Source organism: Alloalcanivorax dieselolei B5 (genome assembly GCF_000300005.1).
GTDB lineage: Bacteria > Pseudomonadota > Gammaproteobacteria > Pseudomonadales > Alcanivoracaceae > Alloalcanivorax > Alloalcanivorax dieselolei.
In genome coordinates this window covers 1,072,381-1,097,596 of sequence record NC_018691.1, presented here as the reverse complement: position 1 = coordinate 1,097,596, position 25,216 = coordinate 1,072,381, and the positions used below count along the sequence as shown (strand labels likewise).

Sequence of the window (25,216 nt, the reverse complement as noted above, 5' to 3'; positions counted from 1 at the left end):
TTCGGTAAAACTCCCTACACAGTCACTACACGAAAAATCCGACCCACGGATCGCCAGCGCATGACCGGCCCTTACAAGACCCGCTGCCCACACTGTGAGGCGCAATTCAAGATCAGCGACGAGCATCTGGCCCAGGCCAAGGGTGCGGTGCGGTGCGGCTCCTGCTTGCGGGTCTTTCAAGCCACTGAGCATTTTCTGGAAGGCCCGCCGCTGGTGCGGGAAGAAACGCGGCCACCAGCGGCGGACTGGTCAGCGGCACTGCCCGAGGAAGCACCGGCTCCGGCCGTTGATGACCATGCTCACGCCCGCGCGGAAGACAGCGGCCAATTGCAACTGAGCGACAGCTTCCTGTCCCTGGAAAAGGAAGACCCGGTCCCTGATCTGGATCTGGAGTTGGGCAACCATCCCCATGAACAAACCGATGAATCCTGGGCCGAGGCCCTGCTGCGGGAGCTGGAATCGGATCCCGAGCCGAAGCCGGAGCCAGTAGCCGCCGACGCCGCACCCGCAACGCCGGAACCCGACCGCGCCGAGGCGGAAGCGGCCATGGACGACGCCTTTGACTTTCTCAACGGCCCGGCCACCGCCCGTTCGGCGGCGCGCCGCGAACGGGATACCCCTCCCCGCCGTGGTCCGCTGGCGCTGCTCGGTTGGGCAACTGCTTCACTGGTGGCCCTGGCGGTGCTGGCCGGCCAGTATCTGATTTTCCATTTCGACACCCTGAGCCGGGACCCGCGCTGGCGTCCTGCTTTTGCCGAAGCCTGTGCGGTGGCCGGTTGCACCCTGCCGCCAAGGGTGGATGCCAACCGCCTGCGCGGCACCAATCTGGTAGTGCGCAGTCATCCACGGTTCGACAATGCCCTGGTGGTGGACGCTCTGCTGTTCAATGAGGCGTCCTGGCCGCAGCCGTTTCCGGAGCTGGAACTGACCTTTATTGACCTGCAAGGCAAACCGGTGGCCCGGCGGCGCTTCCATACCGACGAGTACCTGCGCGGGGAACTGGCCGGCGCCGAGACCATGCCGATCCGCACACCGGTACACGTTTCCCTGGAAATCGTCGACCCGGGGAGCAAGGCGGTCAGCTACCATCTGCGGCTGCTGCCGGCGGCGGAAACACCGGCGGCGCGGCTTTCCGATGCCCACTGACCCGCAGAACCCCGGCACCGGCCTTTTCTCCCGGCGCCGGTGCCTCTATGATTGGCGCCCCCATGCCGGAGTCTCCACCCGGTGAACCTGCTGCGTCCAACCGAGGACAATCATGCGCATCGGCCCCCACGCCCTGCCCAACCCGGTGATCCTGGCCCCCATGGCCGGCGTCACGGACCGTCCGTTCCGGCGGCTGTGCCGGGAACTGGGCGCCGGTCTGGTGGTGTCGGAAATGGTGACCTCGGACACCCGCCTCTGGCAGTCGGCCAAATCGTCGCGCCGTCTTGATCACAGCGGCGAGCCCGGCCCGATCTCGGTGCAGATCGCCGGCGCCGATCCGCGCATGATGGCGGAAGCCGCCCGCGCCAATGTGGACCTGGGCGCCCAGATCATCGACATCAATATGGGCTGTCCGGCGAAAAAGGTCTGCAAACGGGCCGCCGGTTCCGCTTTGCTGTCCGAGCCGGAACTGGTGGCACGGATTCTCCAATCGGTGGTGGCCGCCGTGCCGGTACCGGTCACTCTGAAAATCCGCACCGGCCCCACCCGCGACAACCGCAACGCGGTACTGATCGCCCGCATCGCCGAACAGTCCGGCATTCAGGCGCTGGCCATCCACGGCCGCACCCGCGCCGACCGCTTCAATGGCGAAGCGGAATTCGAAACTATTGGCGAGGTGGCACGCTCCGTGGAGATCCCGGTTATCGCCAACGGTGATATCGATTCCCCACAAAAAGCGCAACGGATACTGCAAAGCACTGGTGCCGGTGGTATCATGATCGGCCGCGCTGCTCAGGGTAACCCCTGGATATTCCAGGATACGGTGCATTACCTGGAGCACGGTCGTTTAGCCCCGGCGCCATCGGTGGAAGAAGTACGCGCTCGCGTGCTCGCTCATTTGAGTGACTTGCATGACTTCTACGGCACGTATTCCGGTGTGCGCATCGCTCGCAAACATCTGGGCTGGTACACCCAGAATCTGCCGGGCGGGGAGCATTTCCGGCGCGGATTCAACAACCTGGAAAAGGCCACCGACCAACGGCGGGCCATCAAGCAGTTTTTCCAACAGATCAGCGCCAGCAGTGACCGGTTGCGCATCGGTTGCTATGGCGGGGTGTCTGCCCGGAACAAAGACGGAGCATTGGCCGCATGACCCTTTCTTCCATGAAGACAGTCACTGCACGGACACTGACAGAAATGAACACCGCTGAATCGCGTAAACCGCATCTGACTCTCGCCCGCAGCGAAACCCACGATACACTGCGTAACTGCGTGCGACGGTCCATCACCGACTATTTCAATCAGCTGGATGGGGAAGCGGTCAGCGACCTGTACCAGATGGTGCTGGCGGAGATGGAAATCCCGCTGCTGGAAAAAGTCCTGGAATACACCCGTGGCAACCAGACCAAGGCCGCTGAGCTACTGGGCCTGAACCGCGGGACGCTGCGTAAGAAACTCAAGCAGTACGGTTTGCTGTAAGGATAACCCAGAATGCCGAGGGCAGTTCAGACTGCCCTTTTTTATTGAGTATCGCTAACACGCAACACGCTGGCACGCAACTGACAACCCCCGCTCCGCTCCACACCAGGCGTGCAAGCGTGTAGCGTGTCGGCGTGCAAGCGTCACCAAAGGTGACTCTCCCATGAGCAAGGTGGTAGAACGCGCGCTGATCAGCGTTTCCGATAAAACCGGTATTGTCGACTTCGCCCGGGCCCTGGCCGACCGGGGCGTGGAACTGCTCTCCACGGGCGGCACTTTCCGTGCCATCCAGGAGGCCGGCATCGCCGTTCGCGAAGTATCCGATTACACCGGCTTCCCGGAAATGATGGACGGACGGGTGAAGACCCTGCACCCCAAAGTGCACGGTGGCATCCTTGGCCGGCGCGGCCAGGATGATCAGGTCATGGCGGATAACGACATCCAGCCCATTGATCTGGTGGTGGTGAACCTCTACCCCTTCGAGCAGACCGTCGCCGACCCGGATTGCAGCCTGGAAGACGCCATCGAGAACATCGATATCGGCGGCCCCACCATGGTGCGCTCCGCGGCCAAGAACAATGCCCATGTGGGCATCGTCACCGACGCCGGCGACTATGGGCGGGTCCTGGAAGACATGAGCGCCAACAATGGCGCCCTGTCCGATGAATTGCGCTTCGATCTGGCGATCAAGGCGTTCGAGCACACCGCCGCCTACGACAGCGCCATCGCCAACTACTTTGGCCGCCGGGTCGGCAACGGCAGCGCGGACTTCCCGCGCACCATCAATCTGAATTTCGTCAAGGCCCAGGAAATGCGCTACGGCGAGAACCCCCATCAGAAGGCGGCGTTCTACACCGAGCGGCAACCTGCCCAGGCGTCCGTGGCCACCTCTCGCCAGTTGCAGGGCAAGGAACTGAGCTACAACAACATCGCCGATACCGATGCCGCGCTGGAATGCGTCAAGTCGTTCACCAAGCCGGCCTGCGTGATCGTCAAGCACGCCAACCCGTGCGGCGTGTCGGTGAGCCTGGACGGCATTGGCAAGGCTTATGAGCTGGCGTTCCAGACCGATCCGGAATCCGCCTTCGGCGGCATCATCGCGTTCAACCGTGAACTGGACGCGGACACCGCCAGGGCGATCGTCGACCGTCAGTTCGTGGAAGTGATCATCGCACCGAAGGTCAGCCAGGAAGCCCTGGCGGTCACCGGCGCCAAGAAAAACGTTCGCGTGCTGGAATGCGGCGAGATCAGCGGAGCTCTTAACAACCCCGCCACGGGCGCTCTCGCCGGACTGGACTACAAGCGGGTCAACGGTGGCCTGCTGGTGCAGGACCGGGACGTCGGCATGATCACCGAGGGCGATCTGAAAGTGGTCACCAAGCGGGCGCCGACGGAAGCCGAGATGCACGACCTGATCTTCGCCTGGAAGGTGGCCAAGTTCGTCAAATCCAACGCCATCGTCTACGCCAAGGACCGGCAAACCGTGGGCGTTGGCGCCGGCCAGATGAGCCGGGTCAACTCCGCCCGCATCGCCGCCATCAAGGCCGAACACGCCGGCCTGGAAGTGAAAGGCTCGGTGATGGCGTCCGACGCCTTCTTCCCGTTCCGCGACGGCATCGACAACGCCGCCGAGAACGGTATCCGCTGTGTGATTCAGCCGGGCGGATCGATCCGCGACGAGGAAGTCATCGCCGCCGCCGACGAGGCGGACATGGCCATGGTCTTCACCGGCATGCGCCACTTCCGCCATTAACCGGCCAGCAACGGAGACACACGGATGAAAGTTCTGATCATCGGTTCCGGCGGCCGCGAACACGCCCTGGCCTGGAAAGTGGCCCAGGCGGAGCACGTGGAAAAAGTGCTGGTGGCGCCAGGCAATGCCGGCACCGCCCGCGAAGCCAAGCTGGAAAACGTGGCGGTGGACGTGCTCGATCTGCCAGCCCTGGCTGACCTGGCCGAGCGCGAGCAGGTGGCTCTGACCATCGTCGGTCCGGAAGCACCGCTGGTGGAAGGCGTGGTGGATTACTTCCAGGAGCGCGGCCTGCGCTGCTTCGGCCCGGGCAAGGCCGCGGCCCAGTTGGAAGGCTCCAAGGCCTTCACCAAGGATTTCCTCGCCCGCCACCAGATCCCCACCGCCGCTTACGGCAACTTCACCGATGTGGACGAAGCCCTGGCTTACGTTCGCGAGCAGGGCGCGCCGATCGTGATCAAGGCCGACGGCCTGGCCGCCGGTAAAGGCGTGATCGTCGCCATGACGCTGCAAGAGGCGGAAGACGCGGTACGCGACATGCTCGCTGGCAACCGTTTCGGTGACGCCGGCCACCGCGTGGTGGTGGAAGAGTTCCTCGACGGCGAGGAAGCCAGCTTCATCGTCATGGCCGACGGCGAGCACATCCTGCCCATGGCCACCAGCCAGGACCACAAACGGGTGGGCGACGGCGACACCGGCCCCAATACCGGCGGCATGGGCGCTTATTCACCGGCGCCGGTGGTCAGCGACGACGTGCACCAGCGCATCATGGATCAGGTGATCCGCCCCACCGTGGCCGGCATGGCCGCGGAAGGCATGCCCTATACCGGCTTCCTGTATGCCGGCTTGATGATCGACGCCGCCGGCCAGCCCAAGGTGATCGAGTACAACTGCCGTTTTGGCGACCCGGAAACCCAGCCGATCATGATGCGTCTGCAATCGGACCTGGCCGGGCTCTGCCAGGCGGCTCTGGATCGCCGTCTGGATCAGGTGGAAGCCCAATGGGATCCGCGCCCGGCGCTCGGCGTGGTGCTGGCCGCCGGCGGCTACCCGGACGACTACGGCAAAGGGGACGCCATCGAGGGACTGGACCAGGCCGATTCCGATCTGGTCAAAGTGTTCCACGCCGGCACCCGCGAGCAGGACGGCCAGGTGGTCACCAACGGTGGGCGGGTACTCTGCGTCACCGCCCTGGGCGACAGCGTGGCCGAGGCGCAACGCAACGCTTACCAGGGCGTGGCCAGGATTTCCTGGAAAGACGCCTACCATCGTACTGATATCGGCTATCGCGCCGTGGCGCGGGAACAGAGCTAGCTTCCCTGCCGATTACCCCGGCGGCCTGACCGGCCGCCGTCAGTCCACGCAGGGAGTTCCATGCCTGAATCGCTGCCGTTGTTTCTGCTGGCCGTTGCCATCGGTACCTATATTCAGGCCGTCACCGGTTTTGCTCTCGGCATCTTCTTGCTGGCCGCCGTGACCCTGCTCCATCTTGGCTCGATCCCCGCCACCGCCACCGCGCTGAACATCATGAATCTGGCCCTGGGCGCGGTGGTGGTGGTGCCCCAGCTCAGAAAGGCGGATGGCCGTATCGTCGCGCAGAGCCTGATCGGCCTGGTGCCGGCCATGGTCATCGGCGTGCTGCTGCTCGGCTATCTCAACAGCAACGCCCAGAACCTGCTCAAGGCCCTGCTCGGCGCCGTCATCATCGCCGCCGGCCTGGTGCTGGTGTGCCGCCCCGATCCGCTGCCACGGCGTTCCTCGCCGGCCGCCTTTGTCGGCACCGGCTTCCTGGGCGGGTTCTTTGGCGGCCTGTTCAGCGTCAGCGGTCCGCCCATCGTCTATCAGCTCTATCGCCAGCCGATCCCGGTCCAGACCATCCGCATCACCCTGCTGACCCTGTTCTCGCTGGCTTCACTGGGGCGCCTGGTGGTGGTCGGACTGCACGGCGATCTGACCCTGGATGTGGTCAAGATCGGCCTGCTGTCGCTGCCGGTGGTGGCGGTGATGGCCTGGGTCGGCAACCGCTTCCCGCCGCCGGTCAGTGAGCGCACCCTGCGTCGCGGCATCTTTGTCTTGCTGATGCTGTCCGGCGGCGGCACCCTGTTGATGGCACTGACCGCCTGACCCGCTGCCTGCCGAAGGACCCTTATCACAAAACCGCGGCCCACCGTGCGGCACGGCGGGAAAATACTTGGAGTAGCCGCTATCATCCGTTGAAACGCGCGACGCTTCGAGGCGCCCCACCGTCTCGCCAAAATCACAATGATCGTCGCCCGGTGTTCCGTCCACGGCCGCCTTTGATGCCGTGCATTTGTTCAAGGGGGAAGTATGTCCATCGCCACGCCGGATCCGTCCCGGCTCGCCGAGTTTATTCCGTTCGACAGCCTCGGCCATACCCACCTGCACGCCATCCAGGGCCAGTTGGCAGTGCTGAACCTGCCGCCCGGCCGGATGGTGTTCAAACGGGGTCAGCACAGTGACAAGGCCTACTTCCTGGTGGATGGTGAGCTGGATCTGATCGATGCCGGTTTCAGCGTGCGGCCCTTCTGCGCCACCGATGACGAAAACTATCTTGCCCTGGACAACTACGCGCCTCACACCGTCAACGCCATCACCCGTACCGACGCCACCCTTTACACCCTGGATCGGGACAAGCTGGATTTGTTGATGGCCTGGACCGGTGCGGTTGATTTGCTACCGCCGCCAGGACAGGACGAGCAACGGGACTGGACCGACGCGCTGCTGGCTTCCGGCCTGTTCGCCCGCATCGCGCCGGCCACACTGCATACGCTGTTCATGAAGTTCCAGCCCCGGGAGGTGGAGATGGGCACCACCGTGGTCCGCGAAGGGGATGCCGGCGACACCTTCTATGTACTCAAGCAGGGCCAGGCCATGGTCACCCGCGGCCAGGGGCGCGGCGCCGAGACCCTGGCCACACTGGGACCGGGCCGTTTTTTCGGCGAAGATGCGCTGATCAGCGACCAGCCGCGCAACGCCACCGTCACCATGACCAGCGATGGCGTATTGATGTGCCTGGGGCAGGATGATTTCCAGGAAATTCTGCAGGCCTCGGTGATCCGCCATTTGAATGAGGATACCCTCAACGAGATGGTTCGCGACGGTGATCACGCCTGTATTTTGCTCGATGTGCGGCTGGCGGCGGAGTTCCGGCACGACCGGACACCCGGAGCCCGCAACATTCCATTGGGCGAACTGAGACAAAAAGCCCCCGCCCTGGAGCGGGATTTCACTTATATACTGTGTTCCGCCGGTCGACGCAGCGAGTTGGGAGCCTATATCCTTTCCGAAGCCGGCCTGGATGCGTATGTGCTGGATCGGGAAACGACGACGGATGATGCCACCAAGGACGTTTTGGCCACGGAATAACACACCAGCGCGGTGGCTGCCGCTGATCTTCGGCCTGCTCTGGTTGGTCGCCGGTCGCGCCTGGGCGGCTCCCCCGCCGCCGTTCGTGATCAACAGTGAGCCGGACGACGCCCGCATCACCATCTATTCCGAATACCTGCCCGACCCGGACAACGTCTATTCCCTGGAGGACGTGGCCAGCGGCGGCCTGGACCACCGTTTCCAGCCGGCATCCCGTTTCGTCGAACGGCTCGGGCTGAGCAACCACGACTGGTGGATTCGCATTTCCATCCACAATGAGCTGTCCGACCAGCAGCGTTTCGCGCTGGTGATGGCCCCTCGCGCCTACCAGGACAGCCAGTTCTACCTTCCCGATGGCCCACCCGGCACCACCCGTTATCGTACGCCACTGCCGGATGAGTCCTTTGTTCACCGCTACCCGATCCAGGTGCTCGACCTGCCGCTGGGCCAGCCCCAAGTGTTCTATTGGCGGGTGAATCCTCATGGTGAACTGGTCTATGCATTGACGCTCACCACCATGCAGAAGGCGCTCGGAGACAACCCGCTGTACGGCGTCTACTGGTTGTTGATCGGTATGTTGCTGGCCATGTCCCTTTACCATCTGGCCCTGGCGTTCATGCGTTCCGCCACCAGCCACGGCTACCATGCCCTGTTCGGATTCTGTGTCATCGGCCTGATCATCATCGGCAGCGGCTTCCTGGGCCATCTGGACGATCTCAGCAGTTGGGATCACCCGCTGCGCCTGACCCTGCTTTCCGGGGCTCTGTTCGCCGCCTGCGGCGCCGGGCGCACCTTCGTCGACAGCCGCCAGCACAGCCCGGCCCTGCATTACATCCTGCTGGTGCTGGGCGCTCTGGCCCTGGTTCAGATCCCTTTGCTGCTGATACTGCCATCACCCGCGGCGATGGGACTGTGTTGCATACTTGTGCTGCTCACCGTCCCCTGTCTGGTCGCGCTCGGCTATCAGGCCTGGCATCGGGAAGTCCCCGCCGGCGCCCTGTTCTTCTTCACCAGCATCCTGGTGGGGGTACCGGTGGCCATTTTGTGCCTGGTCACCCTGGGCCTGCTGCATACCGGCCTGGACGTGCCCCTGACCCTCCTTCTGGTGTTCACCGTGGCGGGCACGTTGCAGACCGCCGGTTTGCGTCTGCAGCATCAGCGCCGCCAGCGTCTCAAGGCGGAGCAGCTGCGCAATCAAGCCGTCGCCGAGACCGTCGAAACCACCCGGCGCGAAACCCTGGCGCGCATGGGGCATGATGCCCGCACCCCGCTCAGCGGCATTCTCGGCATGGCGGAACTGCTTGACGATACCCCGCTAACGCCCAACCAGAAGGAATGCGTCAGCGCCATCCACAACGCCGGCGAAAGCCTGTTGAAGATCATCAACGATGTGCTGGAGTACTCCCAGTTGTCGACATCCGGCGCCGAGATCAGCCATGAGGCCCTGGATGTACACGAGCTGCTGGTGGACGCCGTGGACCTGTTCCGCGAACGGGCCGAGGAAAAGCAGGTGGAACTGATCACCCACGTGCACACCAATGTGCCGGCGCGCATGGAGGGGGATCCCGGACGCCTGCGCCAGGTGCTGACCAACCTGATTGGCGCTTTCATCCGCCAGGCCCAGCACGGCGAACTGATCATCGATGTGTCGCTGGAACCCACCGGCCAGGCCGGTCAGGTGCGCTTTGAATTCTCCGGTACCGCTCTGCGCGCCGGCACCCTGCACGATCTGCGGGAAAACGGTGCCCGCCAGGACAGCAGCACGCTGAACCTGGCCATCGCCGAGCAACTGGTGGAAGCCATGAGTGGCCGCTGTGGCCACCGCGATGGGCACAACCAGGACCCGGCCTACTGGTTCATCGTGCCGTTGTCGGCGCTGGATAATCCGGCCCCCGACAACCCGGCGGACCGGGTCCCCCTGCTGGGTCGCAGCATGCTGGTGGTGGATGATTCCACCACCGTGACCCGGGTGATCCGCCATCTGGCCCTGAGCTGGGGCATGCGCGTCACCGCCAGCAACGATCCACGCGAAGCCCTGGCCTCGTTGCGCACTCAGGCCAATATCAACGAGCCCTACGATGTGGTGCTGCTGGATCACCAGATGCCCGGCATGACCGGAGTGCAGTTGGCGGCACGGATCCACGAGGATCCGGTCATCACCCACTCGCCGGTGTTGATCATGCTCACCGGCATCAGCAGTTCCCCCACCGATGTGGACGCACGTAACGTCAGTATTCACCGGGTGCTGACCAAACCGGTGTCGGCGCCGCGCCTCAAACAGGTACTGAGCGAGGAACTGGGCTTGCAGCGGCCCTCGGCGCCCCGCCAGCGCAACGAGAGCCCGGACCCCGGGCTGCAGGTGCTGGTGGTCGAGGACCACAAGCTGAGCCAGAAAGTCATCCGCGGCATGCTCAACAAACTGGGCATTACTCCGGAGATGGCCGCCAACGGCCTGGAAGCCCTCAACCGCGCCACCCAGAAGCGTTATGACCTGATCCTGATGGATTGCGAAATGCCGGAGCTGGACGGGTTCGAGGCCACCCGGCGGATTCGTGCCCACGAGCGGGAAAACGGTTTGGTGGCGGTGCCCATCGTCGCCCTTACCGCCCATATCCTGCGCGAACACCGGGAACGCAGCCTGGCCTCCGGCATGAACGCCCACATTCCCAAACCGGTGGAACTGAATGTGCTTCGTGACGTGCTGATCCGGTTTACCCGGCGCGGCCAGGTCGAGGAGTCCGGGGAAGAATCCTGACCCACTCAAGGCGGGCCGCCGCGACGATGGCGAGTGTTGCCTGCTACACTATCGGCCCGGCCATACCGGCGTCCGCCACGGACATCGGCAGGGCCGGCTTACCATCCGCCCCGTGAGCATCGTGGAGAAGTCGTGATGACGGGTCGTCACCTGACGCCAGTGGACCAATTGCTCAGCCGCGTGGACAACGCGCTGCGTACCCTCACTCCCGGGTCCACCCGGGCCTCCCGGCAGCCCGCCGCCCAACCCGGCGACGACGAAGCCGCCATCAAGAACCGGAGCGCCCTCCTGGACGCCCGGCAGCAGCGCCATATCGCCGGCCTGATGCGCATCAACCACACCGGCGAGGTCTGCGCCCAGGCGCTGTACCAGGGCCAGGCCAGCACCGCCACCTTGCCCCACGTACGCCATGCCATGGAAGAAGCCGCCCGGGAGGAAGAAGACCATCTGGCCTGGTGCGAGGACCGTATCCGTGAACTGGGCAGCGTGCCCAGCCGTTTGAATCCGCTGTTCTATGCCATGAGCTACACCCTCGGCGCCGGCGCAGGGCTGGCCGGAGACCGCTGGAGCCTGGGCTTTGTCTCGGAAACCGAGCATCAGGTGGTACGCCATCTGGAGCGGCATCTGTCCGAACTGCCCGCCGGTGATCACCGCACCCGCGCCATTCTCGAGCAGATGCGCGAGGACGAACTGAAACACGCCGTCACCGCCGAGGACGCCGGCGGCGCCCCCCTCCCCTCCCCAATCCGCCGCGCCATGACCCTGATGAGCAAGGTGATGACATTCACCACCTACAGGATCTAGTGAATACAGTTGACAGTTGATAGTGGACAGTTGACAGCGAAAACTAAAAGCAGACCAAAAGCAAAGAGGCCGCGCCCAACACCTGGACGCGGCCTCTTTCGTTTCCGTTCACGCAGACCTGGTCCGCGGCGCCGTCAACTGTCCACTATCAACTGTCAACTGCCCTTTTCTTACATGTTCCGGCTGTAGAAAATCTCCAGCATTTCGGTCTGCAGGCGTTCCTTGATCTCCACCAGTTCGGCGTCGTCGAATTCGTCGCTGCCGGCGCCGAACAGGTAGTTTTCGATGTCAAAGTCCTTGAGCAGCATCTTGGTGTGGAAGATGTTCTCCTGGTACACGTTGACGTCGATCATCTGGTAGGCGTTCTGCGTGTCCTCGACCAGGAAGTTCTGGATCGAGGTGATGTCGTGATCGATGTAATGCTTGGTGCCGTCCAGGTCCCGGGTCATGCCGCGGACCCGATAATCGATGGTGACGATATCGGAGTCGAAGCTGTGGATCAGGTAGTTCAGCGCCCTCAGCGGCGAGATCACGCCACAGGTGGACACATCCACATCCACCCGGAAGGTGGAAATACCGTTGTCCGGATGGGATTCCGGATAGGTGTGAACGGTCACATGGCTCTTGTCCAGGTGCGCCACCACCGTGTCCGGCAGCGGACCGGGCGCTTCTTCGTCCCAGTCGGTGCCGCTCGGCGGGGTTTCGTGTTCCGCGATCAGCATGGTCACACTGGCACCCTGCGGATCGTAGTCCTGGCGGGCCACGTTGAGGACGTTGGCGCCAATGATGCGCGTCACGTTGGTGAGGATTTCAGTCAACCGCTCTGCATTGTAAAGCTCATCGATGTACTCGATGTACTCCTTGCGGTGCTGCTCGGTCTTCGCGTAGGCGATGTCGAAAATATTGAAGCTGAGCGACTTGGTCAGGTTATTGAAACCATGCACCGAAATCTTGGGATTGGGATCTTTTACCACCGCATTTCCCCGTTGGCGGTCGTCACCGCCCGTGGTTAACTCTCACTCAACCCCGGATACGGTTGACCGCACCGGGAATCCGCAGGTTTTTTGGTGCCGGCCCAGGTCCGGCCGGCACCTCGCCGCCTTGGCGAAGGGTATCCGCTCAGGCTTCGATGGTATAGCTGTGGGTGACTTCCACACCACCACGGGTGAGCATGATCGACGCGGAGCAGTACTTCTCCGCCGACAATGACACTGCCCGTTTCACCTGCGCCTCCTTGAGATCCTCGCCGGATACCACGAAGTGCAAATGAATTTTGGTGAATACGGCGGGAACTTCGTCCTCCGCCCGCTCCGCGCTCAGCTCACAGCGGCAGCCTGTCACGTTCTGACGGGATTTGCGCAGAATATGCACCACATCGAACGCGGAACAGCCGCCAACGCTCATCAGCAGGGTTTCCATCGGGCGCGCACCGCGATTCTGGCCGCCATGATCGGGCGGACCGTCCATAAGGATGGTGTGACCGGAACCGGATTCCGCCTGGAAACAGGCTTCGCCCTGCCATTCAACCACAGCTTTCATCACCTACTCCTGCTCGGCACCGGAGCGGCCCGCCGGGCCCGCCCCCAAATGGGCGCGCAGATTACCACAGAGCGGCCCCGCGACCATACCCTTAGAGCCTGGTTTGCCGCCTCCGGGGCGCCCCGACAGCGGACCGGCGTCACCCCTTTGCGCTCTCGCGGGCTCCCGCCCTTGGCAGCGATGTGAAAAACAGGCAATATCCTTGAGCTTAATCGGCTAAGACATTCTTCTGGCTTAAGCAGAGACCCCATGAGCGACGGCAACAAGATTATTCCCAATCTGGACCACTTTCTGGCCAACTGCCACCGTCGGCGGTATCCGGCGAAGAGCACCATTATTTACGCTGGCGATGAGTCCGACGCCCTTTATTACATTCTCCGTGGCTCGGTCACGGTGATGATCGAGGACGACGACGGTCGCGAAATGATCATGGCCTACCTCAACGAAGGAGACTTCTTCGGTGAAATGGGCCTGTTCGAGAGCGACCCTTCCCGTTCCGCCTGGGTGAAAGCGAAAACCGAGTGCGAAGTGGCCGAGGTGAGCTACGCCAAATTCCGTCAGTTGACCCGGGAAGACGCCGACATTCTGTTCGCCGTATCGGCGCAACTGGCCGGCCGTCTGCGCGCCACCACCCGCAAGGTGGGCGACCTGGCGTTCCTTGACGTCACCGGCCGGGTCGCCGGCACCCTGCTGGACCTGTGCAAGCAGCCCGACGCCATGACCCACCCCGATGGCATGCAGATCAAGGTCACCCGCCAGGAGATCGGCCGTATCGTCGGCTGCTCCCGCGAGATGGTCGGCCGGGTCCTGAAGAATCTGGAAGAGCAGGGCCTGGTATCCGTGAAGGGCAAGACCATGGTGGTGTATGGCACGCGCTGAACGCGTGCCAAGTTGACAGTTGATAGTGGACAGTTGACAGCGGCGCGGATCAGATCCGCGTGAGCAGCAACGAAAGAGGCCGCGTCCCAGTGTTGGGTGCGGCCTTTTGTTTTTGGTCTGTTTTCAGGTTTTCGCTGTCAACTGTCAACTATCCACTGTCAACTAAAAGAACAGTTTCTTCAGCGCCGCGCCGGGGTCTTCCTCGCGCATGAAGGCCTCGCCGACCAGGAAGCCGTGGATGCCGTTGTCACGCATCAGGCGCACGTCGGCGCGGGTGTGGATGCCGCTCTCGGTGACCACCAGGTGATCGGCGGGCACTTGCGGCGCCAGTTCCAGAGTGGTGTCCAGGCGGGTTTCGAAGGTGCGCAGATCGCGGTTGTTGATGCCCACCACCTCCACGTTCAGCTTCATCGCCCGTTCCAGCTCCTCGGCGGAGTGCACTTCCACCAGCACATCACAGCCGGCCTGCTGGGCGGCGTGGTAGAGCTCATCCATCTGCGCATCGGACAGCGCCGCCACGATCAGCAGAATGGCGTCCGCCCCCATGGCCCGGGTTTCGAACACCTGCCAGGGATCAACGATGAAATCCTTGCGCAGCACCGGCAGCGACACCGCGTTACGGGCGGCGCGCAGATAGTCTTCATGCCCCTGGAAGAACTCCTGATCGGTGAGCACGGACAGGCAGGCGGCGCCGTTTTCCTCATAGCGCCGGGCGATATCCACCGGGTCGAAGTCCTCACGAATGACCCCTTTGCTGGGAGAGGCTTTCTTGATCTCCGCGATCACCGCCGGCTTGCCCTCGGCCACGCGATCATACAGCTTTCGATGGAAACCTCTCGCCCGCCGCTGATTCTCCGCCAGCGCCCGCAGATCCCCCATGCTGTAACGGCGCTTGCCGTCGGCGATCTCCTGCTCTTTACGTTCGATGATACGATCAAGAATGGTGCCGTTGCTCATGGGCGCTCCTGGCTGTCTGCGTGGGCCGTCCGCCGGCCCGTTTTCTTTATCAAGGGTGGTGAATCCACTCTCATTAGAACGCTTCCGGCGGGGGATGTTCAAAGAGCCGACTGTTAAATCCTGTTCAATCCGCCGCTTTCAAGGCCCGGCAAAACTGGGCCAATTCCCGCATGCGTTCGGCGGCCTCGCCGTTATGAATCAAATCATCCGCCATCCGCACGCCTTCCGCCAGTGTGCGGGTTACCCCGGACACATAGATCGCCGCGCCGGCGTTCAGGGCCACCATGTCCGCGGCCTTGGCCGCCACCGACCCGGCACGTTTGCCGAACGCATCGCGGATCAACGCCAGTGACGCCTTGGGATCCGTCACGTCCAGCCCCACCAGGGAATCGGACTCGATGCCCACGTCTTCCGGCGTAATCTGGAACTCCCGTACCTCACCATCCCGGAATTCCGCCACGTGAGTGCGCCCCGCCAGGGTAATCTCGTCCAGGCCGTCGTGGCCATGCACCACCATGACGTGCTCCGCGCCCAGGCGCCCCATGACTTCGGCCATGGGCCGGCAAAGCCGGTCGGAGAAGACGCCGACCACCAGCCGCTGGACGGCGGCGGGATTGGTCATCGGGCCGAGAATATTGAACAGCGTGCGCATGCCCAATTCCTTGCGCGGGCCGATGGCGTATTTCATGGCGCTGTGATGGCCGGGCGCGAACATGAACCCCACCCCCACTGTGTCCACACACTGGGCCACCTGCTCCGGGGTCAGGTCCAGATCCACACCGGCGGCCTCCAGCAGGTCCGCGGAGCCACTTTTGGAACTGACCGAACGGCCGCCATGCTTGGCCACCCGGCAGCCGGCGGCGGCGGCAACGAAGGCACTGGCGGAGGAAACGTTGAACAGATTGGCGCCGTCACCCCCGGTGCCGACGATATCCACCAGATGGCGGCGGTTCTCGATGGTCACCGGTTTCACCAGCTCGCGCATCACCATGGCGGCACCGGTGATCTCGTCCAGGGATTCGCTCTTCATCCGCAACCCCACCAGGAAGCCGCCGATCTGAGCGTCGGTGGCGCCGCCGGTCATGATCTCGCGCATCACATCCCGCATTTCCTCGGTGGACAGATCGATGTGGTCCACCACCCGCGCCAGCGCGTCCTGAATATTCATGCTCATTGCCCCCCGTGCTTGAGAAAGTTCTTCAACATGGCGTGGCCATGCTCGGTCAGAATTGACTCTGGATGGAACTGCACCCCTTCCAGAGGCAGCTCCTTATGCCGCATGCCCATGATTTCTTCCATTTCGCCCTGCTGATTCTCGGTCCAGGCGGTGATTTCAAAACACTCGGGCAGCGTTTCCCGGGCCACCACCAGGGAATGATAACGAGTGGCGGTGAACGGGCTGGGCAACCCCGCGAATACACCCTGACCGGTATGGTGCACCGAAGAGGTCTTGCCGTGCATCACGTGCCCGGCCCGCACCACCTCGCCACCGAACGCCTGCCCCAGGGACTGATGCCCCAGACAAACCCCGAGAATCGGCAACTTGCCGGCGAAATGACGAATCGCCTCCACGGAAATACCGGCCTCGTTGGGCGAGCAGGGCCCCGGCGAGATCATCAGCCGATCGGCGCCCACCGCCTCCATACCGGCCAGATCAATCTGGTCATTACGATGCACCAGCACCTCGGCCCCCAGCTCCTGCAGGTATTGCACCAGGTTATAGGTGAAGCTGTCGTAGTTATCGATCATCAAGACCCGCATCAGCGTTCCCCCTCGTCCAGATTAAGCCCGCCCAGGGCCATGTTCACCGCACGGAATACGGCGCGGGCCTTGTTCATGGTCTCTTTCCATTCCAGATCGGGCTGGGAATCCGCCACCACACCGCCACCGGCCTGCACGTAAAGCCGGCCATCCTTGACCACCGCGGTGCGAATGGCGATCGCCATGTCCATGTCGCCGTCGAAGCCGATATAACCCACCGCGCCGCCGTAGACTCCGCGCTTGGTGGGTTCCAGTTCGTCGATGATTTCCATGGCACGGATCTTCGGCGCGCCACTCAGGGTGCCGGCGGGAAAAGTGGCCCGCAGCACGTCCAAAGGCCCCAGTTCCGGCCGCAGTTTGCCTTCCACATTGGAGACGATATGCATCACGTGGGAATAGCGCTCCACCGCCATTTTCTCGGTCAGCTTTACTTCCCCCGGCCTGGCCACCCGGCCAACATCGTTGCGGCCCAGATCGATCAGCATCAGGTGTTCAGCCAACTCCTTTGGATCCGCCAGCAGTTCCTCTTCCAGTTCCTGGTCCCGCTCCGGCGTTTCACCGCGTTTACGGGTACCCGCTATGGGGCGCACGGTGACGGTGTCGCCCTCGACCCGGGTGAGAATTTCCGGCGAGGAGCCGGCGATGTGGAAGTCTTCCAGGTCCAGATAGAACATGTACGGGGAAGGATTGAGATAGCGCAAGGCGCGGTACAGGTCCATGGCCGGCGCCGGGAATTCACAGCTCATGCGCTGGGCCGGCACCACCTGCATCACATCCCCCGCCAGGATGTACTCACGGATCGTATCCACCGCCTGGCCATGCCGGTCGCGGGGAAATTCGGAGACGAAATCCTCTTCCCCCACCGGTTCGCCATAGCGATGGTGGCCGGGCTCGGGCAACGGCGCCCGCAGCTTCGCCTCCAGCTCGTCCAGACGGCGCAACGCCCGCCCCTCGGCGTGGCTGTCCGCCGGATCCACCTGCACGATCAGGAACAGGCTGCCGCGCAGGTTATCGAACACCACCACTTCCTCGGAGCGCATCAGCAGGATATCCGGTACGCCGAGCACATCCTCCCCCGGCGCCGGTCCCAGACGCGGCTCGAAGTAGCGCACGCTGTCGTAGCCGAAGTAGCCCACCAGACCACCGTTGAAACGGGGCAGGCCGGGGATCTCCGGGGTGTTGTATTCCTGCCGGTAGGCCTCGATCCAGGCGATCGGATCCGGCACGTCCAACTGGCGCTCGCCGTCGGCATCGGTAATCAGAATGCGCTGGCCGTGGATGCGGATCACCTCCGCCGCCGGCAGGCCGATCATGGAGTAGCGCCCCCAGCGCTCCCCGCCCTGCACGGACTCGAACAGGTAGCTGTAGGGCCCGGCGGCCAGTTTGCGATAGGCGGACAGCGGCGTGTCCAGATCCGCCAGCACTTCACGTACCACCGGTACGCGGGTGTAACCCTGGCGGGCATACTCATCCAGATTTCGTGGTGACATGGTGGTCCCCGGTCTTGATACAGACGACAGATTGTAGACGGAAATAAAACGCGAGGGGTGCCGCTATCGGCAGAAGAAGCGGCAAGCGAAGAGCGTCACCATCGCCAGGCGGCGACGGAGCGGGGCAGGAACTTGATTTGGAGGTCGGTGCGGTTCACCGGCTTTCCTTCGGCTTTTTCGTTGAGTCTGGATTCTAGGGCGTGACGGGCCGGGGCGCAACACGCAGCCCGCTTACACGCAACACGCCGGCACGCTAACACGCTATTCGCGGCTAAAGCCGCTTCCCATGGGGGACTACGAAGCCGCTGTGGGAGCTTGCCTGCAAGCGAATTGTGGGACACCAATCGTCCACGGACCGCGATTCTTCCCGCGCCCGCCCTTCACTTCACCTGCTGTTTGCCCAGCTTGCGGGCCAGGGTGCGGCGATGCATGCCGAGCCGGCGCGCGGTTTCGGAAATGTTGAAACCGGTTTCCGCCAGGGTTTCGTGGATGCGCTCCCACTCGAGGGTCTTGATCGAGGTCGGACGTCCCACCACTTCCACCTCGGTGCTGCCGTCGGCACGATGAAACGCGGCTTCGATATCGTCGGTATTGGACGGCTTGGCGAGATAGTGGCAGGCGCCCAGCTTCACCGCTTCCACCGCGGTGGCGATGCTGGCGTAGCCGGTGAGCACCACAATCAGCATGTCCTCGTCGTGGGCGTGCAAGGTCTGGACGCAGGACAGGCCGGTGGCCTCCCCTTTCAGCTTGAGGTCCACCACCGCGTAGCGGGGCGAATGGGTCTCCAGCAGGACCATCATCGATTCCATGCCATCGGCACTGATCACCGCGTACCCGCGGCGCTCGAAAGAGCGGGCCAGGGTGCGGGCGAACGGGGCATCATCCTCGACAATCAACAGGGTGTCCGCGCTGTCGTCATGCTGGTTATGCTCGTTCACCATGCTCTTCCTCCAGGGTAATCGCCGATAGCGGCAACGTCAGCGTTACTTCGGCACCTTTGTGCGGCCGGTTACGGGCGGTGAGGTTACCCCCCAGCGTACGCGCTACATTGACCACCAGGAACAGCCCCAAACCGCTGCCGGGCCGCCCCTTGGTGGATTGATAGGGCCGGCCGATACGGCCAAGCATGTCCTCGCTGAAGCCCGGCCCCCGGTCCAGAACGGTCAGTATCAGGGATTCGCCGTCACGGCTCACCTGCAGGCCCACCCAGTCGCGGGAGGCCTCCAGGGCATTATCCAATACATTGCACAGGCTTTGCTTGAGCGCCGAATCGGAAACGATGTCCATATCCTCGCCAAAGGCGTTGTGGTAATCGAATCCGGTCACCGGACGGGTGGCCCGCCACTCTTCCACCAGCTCGTCCAGGAAAGCGTGCACGGTGGTTTCTTCCGAGGACTCACCCCGCGCTTCACCGGCGGAAAGCAAAATACCGCTGACGATGGACTTACAGCGCAGCACCTGGGTCTGCATTTCGGTGATCTCGTCGAGCAGATCCGGATCGGATTTGAACACCGGCATATGCCGCCAGTCCCCCAGGATCACCGACAGTGTCGCCAGCGGCGTACCCAGTTCGTGGGCGGCGCCGGACGCCAGCAGCCCCATGCGGACGATGTGTTCGCCCTCGGCGGCGCGCTGACGCAAATCGGCCAGCCGCGCGTCCCGCTCGCGCCGGTTGCGGGTGATACGGCTGATGAAAATCACCAGCAGCACGGCGTTCAGGACAAAGCAGATCAGCATCCCCTGGATATACAGGCTCAGCGGGCCCCGCTCGTAATCCGGCGGCATCACCAGGGGAAGTCCGGCGAACTCCAGCCAGACGAAACAGCCCGCGGTCACCAGCAGAATGGTCCAGGTGGACCACGCCTCCAGCAGCACCGCGGCCAGCACCACTTGCAGCAGATAAAGGAAAATAAAGGGGTTGGTGGCGCCACCACTGGCGTAAAGCTGCATCGTCAGCATCGCCACATCCACCAGCAGTGCCAGGAACAGCTCGCCGTTGCTGACATCCCGGCGCGACCACCGCAGCCGCAACATGCTGAGCAGGTTGAAACCGATCAACCCCGCCAGCACCGCCAGCATGAACGCCATCGGCAACGAAATATCGAAACCGTAGCGCACCAGCAGTATGGTGCCGATCTGACCCAGCACGGCGATCCAGCGCAGTTGGATCAACTGCTGCATGTTCTTACGCCCGGTGGCGTCACCGTCGTCGGTCTCGTGTTGCGCCGGAATCGGCTGAGGGCTTTGCACGACCGCCGCAGCCCCCTTCGTGGCTGTCATCGTCACCTTCTCCAGAGAGGTTAGCGCCGTGACCGCCGTTCCTCACGCAGCACGAACACGGCGCCAGCGGCCACCATCAAGGCAAGGGTATACCAGGTGATCGCATAAACCAGGTGATTGTTGTGAAAAGAGACCACGGTCAACCCGCCCACCGGTCCCTCGGCCGGCGCCGGTCCGGCGTCCGCATCGACGAAGTACGGCGCCACCCGGGTCAGGTCATGGGTCCGGGCAATGGCGGCCACGTCCCGGGAGTACCAACGGTTCTCCGCGGGGACATTGTCCCGCAAAAAGCCGCCGGCGGGTTCACTCAGGCGCAGCAGGCCACTGACCCGCACCTTACCTTCCGGGGTCCAGGCGCCAGCGGCGGCCCGGTCGCGCTGTTCCTGGGGAACATAACCGCGATTGATCAGCACCACGGTGCCATCGTCCCGTTTCAGCGGGGTCATCACCCAGTAACCACTGCCCAGCTCGGTGCTGGCCTGAACCAGGGAGATGCGATCGGAAAGGAAAGTGCCGCTAAGCTGAACGTGTCGATATTCGTGCTGTTCACGGCTGATTCGCGGCCACTCGGCGGGGCCCGGGGCGGGTTCCGCCGGAGCGTCCACGCGGCTGGAGACGCGTTCGATCAGATCCAGCTTCCAGGCCCGGCGTTCCACCTGCCAGTTACCCAGGAACACCAGCCCGATGAACGCGGCCACCGCCACCAGCACCCACGCCAGCCGCGCCGCCCGGCGCAGGCGGCTCACGGCGGGCCGTGGGCGCGAGGGTCGGTTCACTGTCCGTGCACCGCTTCCATCAGGCCGGGCATCATGTTGACGTTAAGGTGGTACATCACCCACAACGACCCCGCCAGGGTGATGAACACCATCACCGCGGTGAAGATCAGCGCCAACATGTTCCAACCGCCTTCGGATTGGAAGTTCATGTGCAGGAAGTAAATCATGTGCACCACGATCTGCACCGCGGCGAACCCCAGAATCACCAGAGCGGTGGTGCTGGAGGTCTCGAACACGCCCCCCATCACGACCCAGAACGGGATCGCGGTGAGGATCACCGACAGGATGAAGCCGATCATGTAGCTCTTGAGGTCGGCGTGCGGCAGCTCGTCGCCATGATGTTCGTGGGCATGATGCTCATGGACGTTATCGTGATGCTCGCTCATACCAGCACTCCCATCAGATAGACGAAGGTGAACACACCGATCCAGACCACATCCAGGAAGTGCCAGAACATGGACAGACAGGCCACGCGACGTTTGTTCTCCGGAATCAGGCCATGCTTGCGCAATTGGAAGCACAGGGTAACCAGCCAGACGATACCGAAGAACACGTGCAGACCGTGGGTGCCCACCAGAGCAAAGAACGAGGTCAGGAAGGCACTGGTTTGCGGGCCCGCGCCTTCGTGGATCAGATGCGCGAACTCATACAGTTCCAGGCTCAGGAAGCCGATACCGAACAAGCCGGTGATCAGCAGCCAGCCGATGGTGCCGCGCACCCGGTTCTTCTGCATCTCCAACATGGCGAAGCCATACGTGATGGAGGACAGCAGCAGCAGCGCGGTGTTCATCGCCACCAGCGGCAGATCGAACAGCTCGGCGCCGGTGGGGCCGCCGGCGTAGCTGCGGCCCAGAACCCCGTAAGTGGCGAACAGAGAAGCGAAGATCAGACAGTCGCTCATCAGATACAGCCAGAAACCCAGCATCGTGCCCGTCTGCGGGTGATGCTCCTCGGTCTCGTAGAACTGCAGCGGCTGCCCTTGCGCTTGTTGAGTTTGAGTCGTATCAACCATGGTTCGCCAGTACCCGTGTCCGTTCCGCTTCCACACGCACTACCTCTTCCACCGGAATATGGTAGTCGCGGTTGTAGTTGAAGGTGTGACCGATGGCCACCACCAGCAGCCCCAGGAAGGACACACCGGCCAGCAGCCACATATGCCAGATCAGCGCGAAGCCCAACACCGTGCTGATACCCGCCAGAATGATCCCGGCCCCGGTATTCTTGGGCATGTGGATCGGCAGGAAACCACTCTCCGGACGCTTGTAGCCATGCTGCTTCATCTGCCACCAGGCATCCAGATCGTGCACACGCGGGGTGAACGCGAAGTTGTAAGCCGGCGGCGGAGAAGACGTGGACCACTCAAGGGTACGGCCATCCCAGGGATCACCGGTCTCATCACGCAAGGATTCCCGGCGCATGAAGCTCACCACCAACTGGATCAGGAAGGCGGCGATACCGATGGCGATCAGCACGGCGCCGAACGCGGCCACCTGGAACCAGATCTGCAGGGACGGATCATCGAATTGGCTCATGCGGCGGGTCACGCCCATCAGGCCCAACACATACAGCGGCATGAAGGCGAAGTAGAAGCCGGTCAGCCAGAACCAGAACGAGACCTTGCCCCAGAACGGGTCCAGCTTGAAGCCGAAGGCTTTCGGGAACCAATAGGTGATCGCCGCCAGCATACCGAACAACACACCGCCAATGATCACGTTATGGAAGTGGGCGATCAGGAACAGGCTGTTATGCAGCACGAAGTCCGCCGGCGGCACCGCCAGCAGTACCCCGGTCATGCCACCGATGACAAAGGTAACCATGAAGCCCACGGTCCACAGCATCGGCACGTCGAAGCGGATACGGCCGCGGTACATGGTGAACAGCCAGTTGAACACCTTGGCCCCGGTGGGGATCGAGATGATCATCGTGGTGATCCCGAAGAACGAGTTCACACTGGCCCCCGACCCCATGGTGAAGAAGTGGTGCAGCCATACCAGGTAGGACAGCACGGTGATCACCACGGTGGCGTACACCATGGAGGCGTAGCCGAACAGGCGCTTGCCGGAGTAGGTGGAAACGATTTCGGAGAACACACCAAACGCCGGCAGGATCAGGATGTACACCTCGGGGTGACCCCAAATCCAGATAAGATTGATGTACATCATGGCGTTGCCACCCCCATCTTCGGTAAAAAAGTTGGTACCGAGATAGCGGTCCAGGGTCAGCATCGCCAGCACGGCGGTCAGCACCGGGAAAGCGGCCACGATGAGCACGTTGGTGCAAAGAGCAGTCCAGGTGAACACCGGCATTTTCATCATGGTCATACCCGGCGCCCGCATCTTGACGATGGTCACCAACAGGTTCACGCCCGATAGGAGAGTACCGACACCAGCGATCTGCAAGGCCCATATATAGTAGTCCACCCCGACGCCGGGACTCTTGTCTATGCCCGCAAGGGGTGGGTAGGCCAACCAGCCGGTCTTGGCGAATTCACCAATGAACAGGGACACCATGACCAGTACGGCACCGGAGGTGGTCATCCAGAAGGAGAAGTTGTTCAGGAACGGGAAGGCCACGTCGCGGGCCCCGATCTGCAACGGCACCACGTAGTTCATGATACCGGTCACCAGAGGCATGGCGACGAAGAAGATCATGATCACACCGTGGGCGGTGAAGATCTGATCGTAGTGTTCCGGCGGCAGGTAGCCGGTGGCATCACCGAAGGCCCATGCCTGCTGGATGCGCATCATGATGGCATCGGCAAAACCGCGCAGCAGCATCACCAGAGCCAGAATGATATACATGATACCGATCTTCTTGTGATCGATGCTGGTGAACCATTCCCGCCACAGGTAACCCCAGAGGCGGAAATAGGTCAGCGCGCCCAGCATTGCGATACCACCGAGGACCACCGCGGCGAACGTGGCGATCAGGATCGGCTCATGATAGGGAATCGCCTCCCAGGTGAGGCGACCGAAAATGAGCTTGGTCAGGTCGATTTGATCAAACATTTTGCACACCAACGCCCAAGGCGCTTCATGAAAGGTGTATCGGAACGATGGAAGACCGTGTCATTCCATCACTGATGCTGTTCGTGCCCGTGGCCGGCGGCATGGTCACCATGACCATCATGGCTTTCTTCCTTGTCGGCCTTGCCGCCGCCATGACCACCATGACCAAACATCATCATGTCTTTCATACACATCGTGCCGGGCTCCACGCAGAGATTCAGAATCGCGTCGTAGAGTGTGGGATCCACCTCGGCATAATAGTGTACGGGCTCGCGCTCGCTCGGCTGTTCCAGCTCCCGATAAACGTCGCGATCCAGGGTGTCGCCCTCGGCGGTCACTTTCGCCACCCACTGCTCGAAGCCGGCTTCGCTCATGCCGTGGAATTTAAAGCGCATGTGCGAGAAACCGGCGCCGCTGTAGTTGGCGGAGAAACCGTCGTAGACGCCCTCTTCATTGATCACCCCATGCAGCTTGGTTTCCATGCCCGCCATGGCGTAGATCTGGCCGGCCAGCGCCGGGATGAAGAAGGAGTTCATGGTGGACGAGGAGGTGATCTTGAACCGGATCGGGCGATCCACCGGCGCCGCCAGCTCATTGACCGTGGCGATGCCCTGTTCCGGATAGAAGAACAGCCATTTCCAGTCCAGGGAGACCACCTCCACCACCAGCGGTTCCATGTCCGCAGGTACCGGTTTGCCCGGCGCGATGCGATCCAGCGGGCGATAGGGGTCCAGTTTATGGGTGCTGACGTAGGTCATCGCCCCCAGGGCGATAATGATCAACAGAGGCACGCCCCAGATCACCAGTTCCAACACCGTGGAATGGTCCCAATCCGGCGTGTAGGTAGCGTCCTTGTTGGACGAACGGTAGCGCCAGGCGAACAACAGAGTAAGGATGATGACGGGCACGATCACCAGAAGCATCAACACCGTGGCCCAGACGATCAGGTCACGTTGTTGGGCGGCCACATCACCGGATGGCGACATGACCACTGCATCACACCCCGCCAGTAAAGCGACGGCGGCGGCCAGTGACAGCCCGCGTACTAGCTTGAGAATTGGCATTGCCGAGTATTGTAAGTAGTCCAGGGTGCCGCGCACTGTACGCCTCCAGCCCGGAATGTTGAATTGGACATTTTGTCCAATGGTGTCACGATATCGTGAAAGTGATTATGATCGGTTGGACTTGATTTCGTGAGGTACAGC

The 25,216-nt window shown here is 62.7% G+C and carries 23 protein-coding genes; 10 read left to right on the top strand and 13 right to left on the bottom strand.

The annotated features are described in order from the left end of the window. Positions 1-60: 60 nt before the first annotated feature. The 9 genes from B5T_RS04990 to coq7 all read left to right on the top strand — a co-directional run bounded on the left by B5T_RS04990 (position 61) and on the right by coq7 (position 11,321). Positions 61-1,146, top strand: a complete 1,086-nt coding sequence (locus B5T_RS04990; RefSeq protein WP_014993377.1) for a zinc-ribbon and DUF3426 domain-containing protein — start codon at positions 61-63, stop codon at positions 1,144-1,146. A 112-nt stretch (positions 1,147-1,258) separates the two neighbouring features. Then, on the top strand, positions 1,259-2,299 hold the full coding sequence (gene dusB / locus B5T_RS04985) for a tRNA dihydrouridine synthase DusB (protein WP_014993376.1): 1,041 nt from the start codon (positions 1,259-1,261) through the stop codon (positions 2,297-2,299). A gap of 44 nt (positions 2,300-2,343) precedes the next feature. Beyond that, a complete protein-coding gene (gene fis, locus B5T_RS04980) occupies positions 2,344-2,625 on the top strand; it encodes a DNA-binding transcriptional regulator Fis (RefSeq protein ID WP_014993375.1) in 282 nt (93 codons plus the stop codon). A 163-nt stretch (positions 2,626-2,788) separates the two neighbouring features. After that, the gene (gene purH, locus B5T_RS04975) at positions 2,789-4,378 is read left to right on the top strand and encodes a bifunctional phosphoribosylaminoimidazolecarboxamide formyltransferase/IMP cyclohydrolase (RefSeq protein ID WP_014993374.1); all 1,590 of its coding nucleotides are present in this window, start codon (positions 2,789-2,791) and stop codon (positions 4,376-4,378) included. 24 nt (positions 4,379-4,402) lie between these two features. Further along, entirely contained in the window at positions 4,403-5,689 is a 1,287-nt protein-coding gene (gene purD, locus B5T_RS04970) for a phosphoribosylamine--glycine ligase (RefSeq protein ID WP_014993373.1), read from the top strand. Between the two features lie 60 nt (positions 5,690-5,749). Then, positions 5,750-6,499 (top strand): sulfite exporter TauE/SafE family protein, encoded by a 750-nt coding sequence (locus B5T_RS04965; protein WP_014993372.1) that lies wholly within the window; start codon positions 5,750-5,752, stop codon positions 6,497-6,499. Positions 6,500-6,703: 204 nt separating this feature from the next. Continuing rightward, the gene (locus B5T_RS04960; RefSeq protein ID WP_014993371.1) at positions 6,704-7,762 is read left to right on the top strand and encodes a cyclic nucleotide-binding domain-containing protein; all 1,059 of its coding nucleotides are present in this window, start codon (positions 6,704-6,706) and stop codon (positions 7,760-7,762) included. Beyond that, positions 7,728-10,517: a hybrid sensor histidine kinase/response regulator gene (locus B5T_RS04955; RefSeq protein WP_014993370.1), complete on the top strand. Its 2,790-nt coding sequence runs from the start codon at positions 7,728-7,730 to the stop codon at positions 10,515-10,517. The genes B5T_RS04960 and B5T_RS04955 overlap by 35 nt, the downstream gene beginning before the upstream one ends. Before the next feature lie 135 nt (positions 10,518-10,652). After that, complete coding sequence (gene coq7, locus B5T_RS04950) at positions 10,653-11,321, top strand: 2-polyprenyl-3-methyl-6-methoxy-1,4-benzoquinone monooxygenase (protein WP_014993369.1); 669 nt, start codon at positions 10,653-10,655, stop codon at positions 11,319-11,321. 170 nt (positions 11,322-11,491) lie between these two features. Here coq7 and speD read toward each other — a convergent pair whose 3' ends face one another. Then, positions 11,492-12,295 (bottom strand): adenosylmethionine decarboxylase, encoded by an 804-nt coding sequence (gene speD, locus B5T_RS04945; RefSeq protein ID WP_014993368.1) that lies wholly within the window; start codon positions 12,293-12,295, stop codon positions 11,492-11,494. Between the two features lie 145 nt (positions 12,296-12,440). Continuing rightward, positions 12,441-12,860: an OsmC family protein gene (locus tag B5T_RS04940; protein ID WP_014993367.1), complete on the bottom strand. Its 420-nt coding sequence runs from the start codon at positions 12,858-12,860 to the stop codon at positions 12,441-12,443. Positions 12,861-13,109: 249 nt separating this feature from the next. Here B5T_RS04940 and crp point away from each other — a divergent pair, with 249 nt between their 5' ends. Then, positions 13,110-13,739, top strand: coding sequence for a cAMP-activated global transcriptional regulator CRP (gene crp / locus B5T_RS04935; protein WP_014993366.1), 630 nt, complete (start codon positions 13,110-13,112; stop codon positions 13,737-13,739). Between the two features lie 162 nt (positions 13,740-13,901). On the opposite strand, the gene trpC is transcribed toward crp, so the two are convergent. The 11 genes from trpC to cyoA all read right to left on the bottom strand — a co-directional run bounded on the left by trpC (position 13,902) and on the right by cyoA (position 25,111). Further along, on the bottom strand, positions 13,902-14,696 hold the full coding sequence (trpC, locus tag B5T_RS04930) for an indole-3-glycerol phosphate synthase TrpC (protein ID WP_014993365.1): 795 nt from the start codon (positions 14,694-14,696) through the stop codon (positions 13,902-13,904). Positions 14,697-14,820: 124 nt separating this feature from the next. Then, on the bottom strand, positions 14,821-15,864 hold the full coding sequence (gene trpD / locus B5T_RS04925) for an anthranilate phosphoribosyltransferase (protein WP_014993364.1): 1,044 nt from the start codon (positions 15,862-15,864) through the stop codon (positions 14,821-14,823). Between the two features lie 2 nt (positions 15,865-15,866). Then, positions 15,867-16,457, bottom strand: a complete 591-nt coding sequence (locus tag B5T_RS04920) for an anthranilate synthase component II (RefSeq protein ID WP_014993363.1) — start codon at positions 16,455-16,457, stop codon at positions 15,867-15,869. Further along, on the bottom strand, positions 16,457-17,947 hold the full coding sequence (trpE, locus tag B5T_RS04915) for an anthranilate synthase component I (RefSeq protein WP_014993362.1): 1,491 nt from the start codon (positions 17,945-17,947) through the stop codon (positions 16,457-16,459). Before trpE ends, B5T_RS04920 begins: the two co-directional genes overlap by 1 nt. Before the next feature lie 380 nt (positions 17,948-18,327). Then, positions 18,328-18,888: a response regulator transcription factor gene (locus B5T_RS04910; RefSeq protein WP_014993361.1), complete on the bottom strand. Its 561-nt coding sequence runs from the start codon at positions 18,886-18,888 to the stop codon at positions 18,328-18,330. Next, entirely contained in the window at positions 18,872-20,227 is a 1,356-nt protein-coding gene (locus B5T_RS04905) for an ATP-binding protein (protein ID WP_041716873.1), read from the bottom strand. The genes B5T_RS04910 and B5T_RS04905 overlap by 17 nt, the downstream gene beginning before the upstream one ends. Positions 20,228-20,247: 20 nt before the next feature. Then, positions 20,248-21,003 (bottom strand): SURF1 family protein, encoded by a 756-nt coding sequence (locus B5T_RS04900; RefSeq protein ID WP_148279205.1) that lies wholly within the window; start codon positions 21,001-21,003, stop codon positions 20,248-20,250. After that, complete coding sequence (gene cyoD, locus B5T_RS04895) at positions 21,000-21,389, bottom strand: cytochrome o ubiquinol oxidase subunit IV (RefSeq protein ID WP_014993358.1); 390 nt, start codon at positions 21,387-21,389, stop codon at positions 21,000-21,002. The genes B5T_RS04900 and cyoD overlap by 4 nt, the downstream gene beginning before the upstream one ends. Continuing rightward, the gene (cyoC, locus tag B5T_RS04890; RefSeq protein ID WP_014993357.1) at positions 21,386-22,015 is read right to left on the bottom strand and encodes a cytochrome o ubiquinol oxidase subunit III; all 630 of its coding nucleotides are present in this window, start codon (positions 22,013-22,015) and stop codon (positions 21,386-21,388) included. The genes cyoD and cyoC overlap by 4 nt, the downstream gene beginning before the upstream one ends. Continuing rightward, the gene (gene cyoB / locus B5T_RS04885) at positions 22,008-24,011 is read right to left on the bottom strand and encodes a cytochrome o ubiquinol oxidase subunit I (protein ID WP_014993356.1); all 2,004 of its coding nucleotides are present in this window, start codon (positions 24,009-24,011) and stop codon (positions 22,008-22,010) included. Before cyoB ends, cyoC begins: the two co-directional genes overlap by 8 nt. Before the next feature lie 68 nt (positions 24,012-24,079). Beyond that, on the bottom strand, positions 24,080-25,111 hold the full coding sequence (cyoA, locus tag B5T_RS04880) for a ubiquinol oxidase subunit II (protein ID WP_014993355.1): 1,032 nt from the start codon (positions 25,109-25,111) through the stop codon (positions 24,080-24,082). Positions 25,112-25,216: the final 105 nt, after the last annotated feature.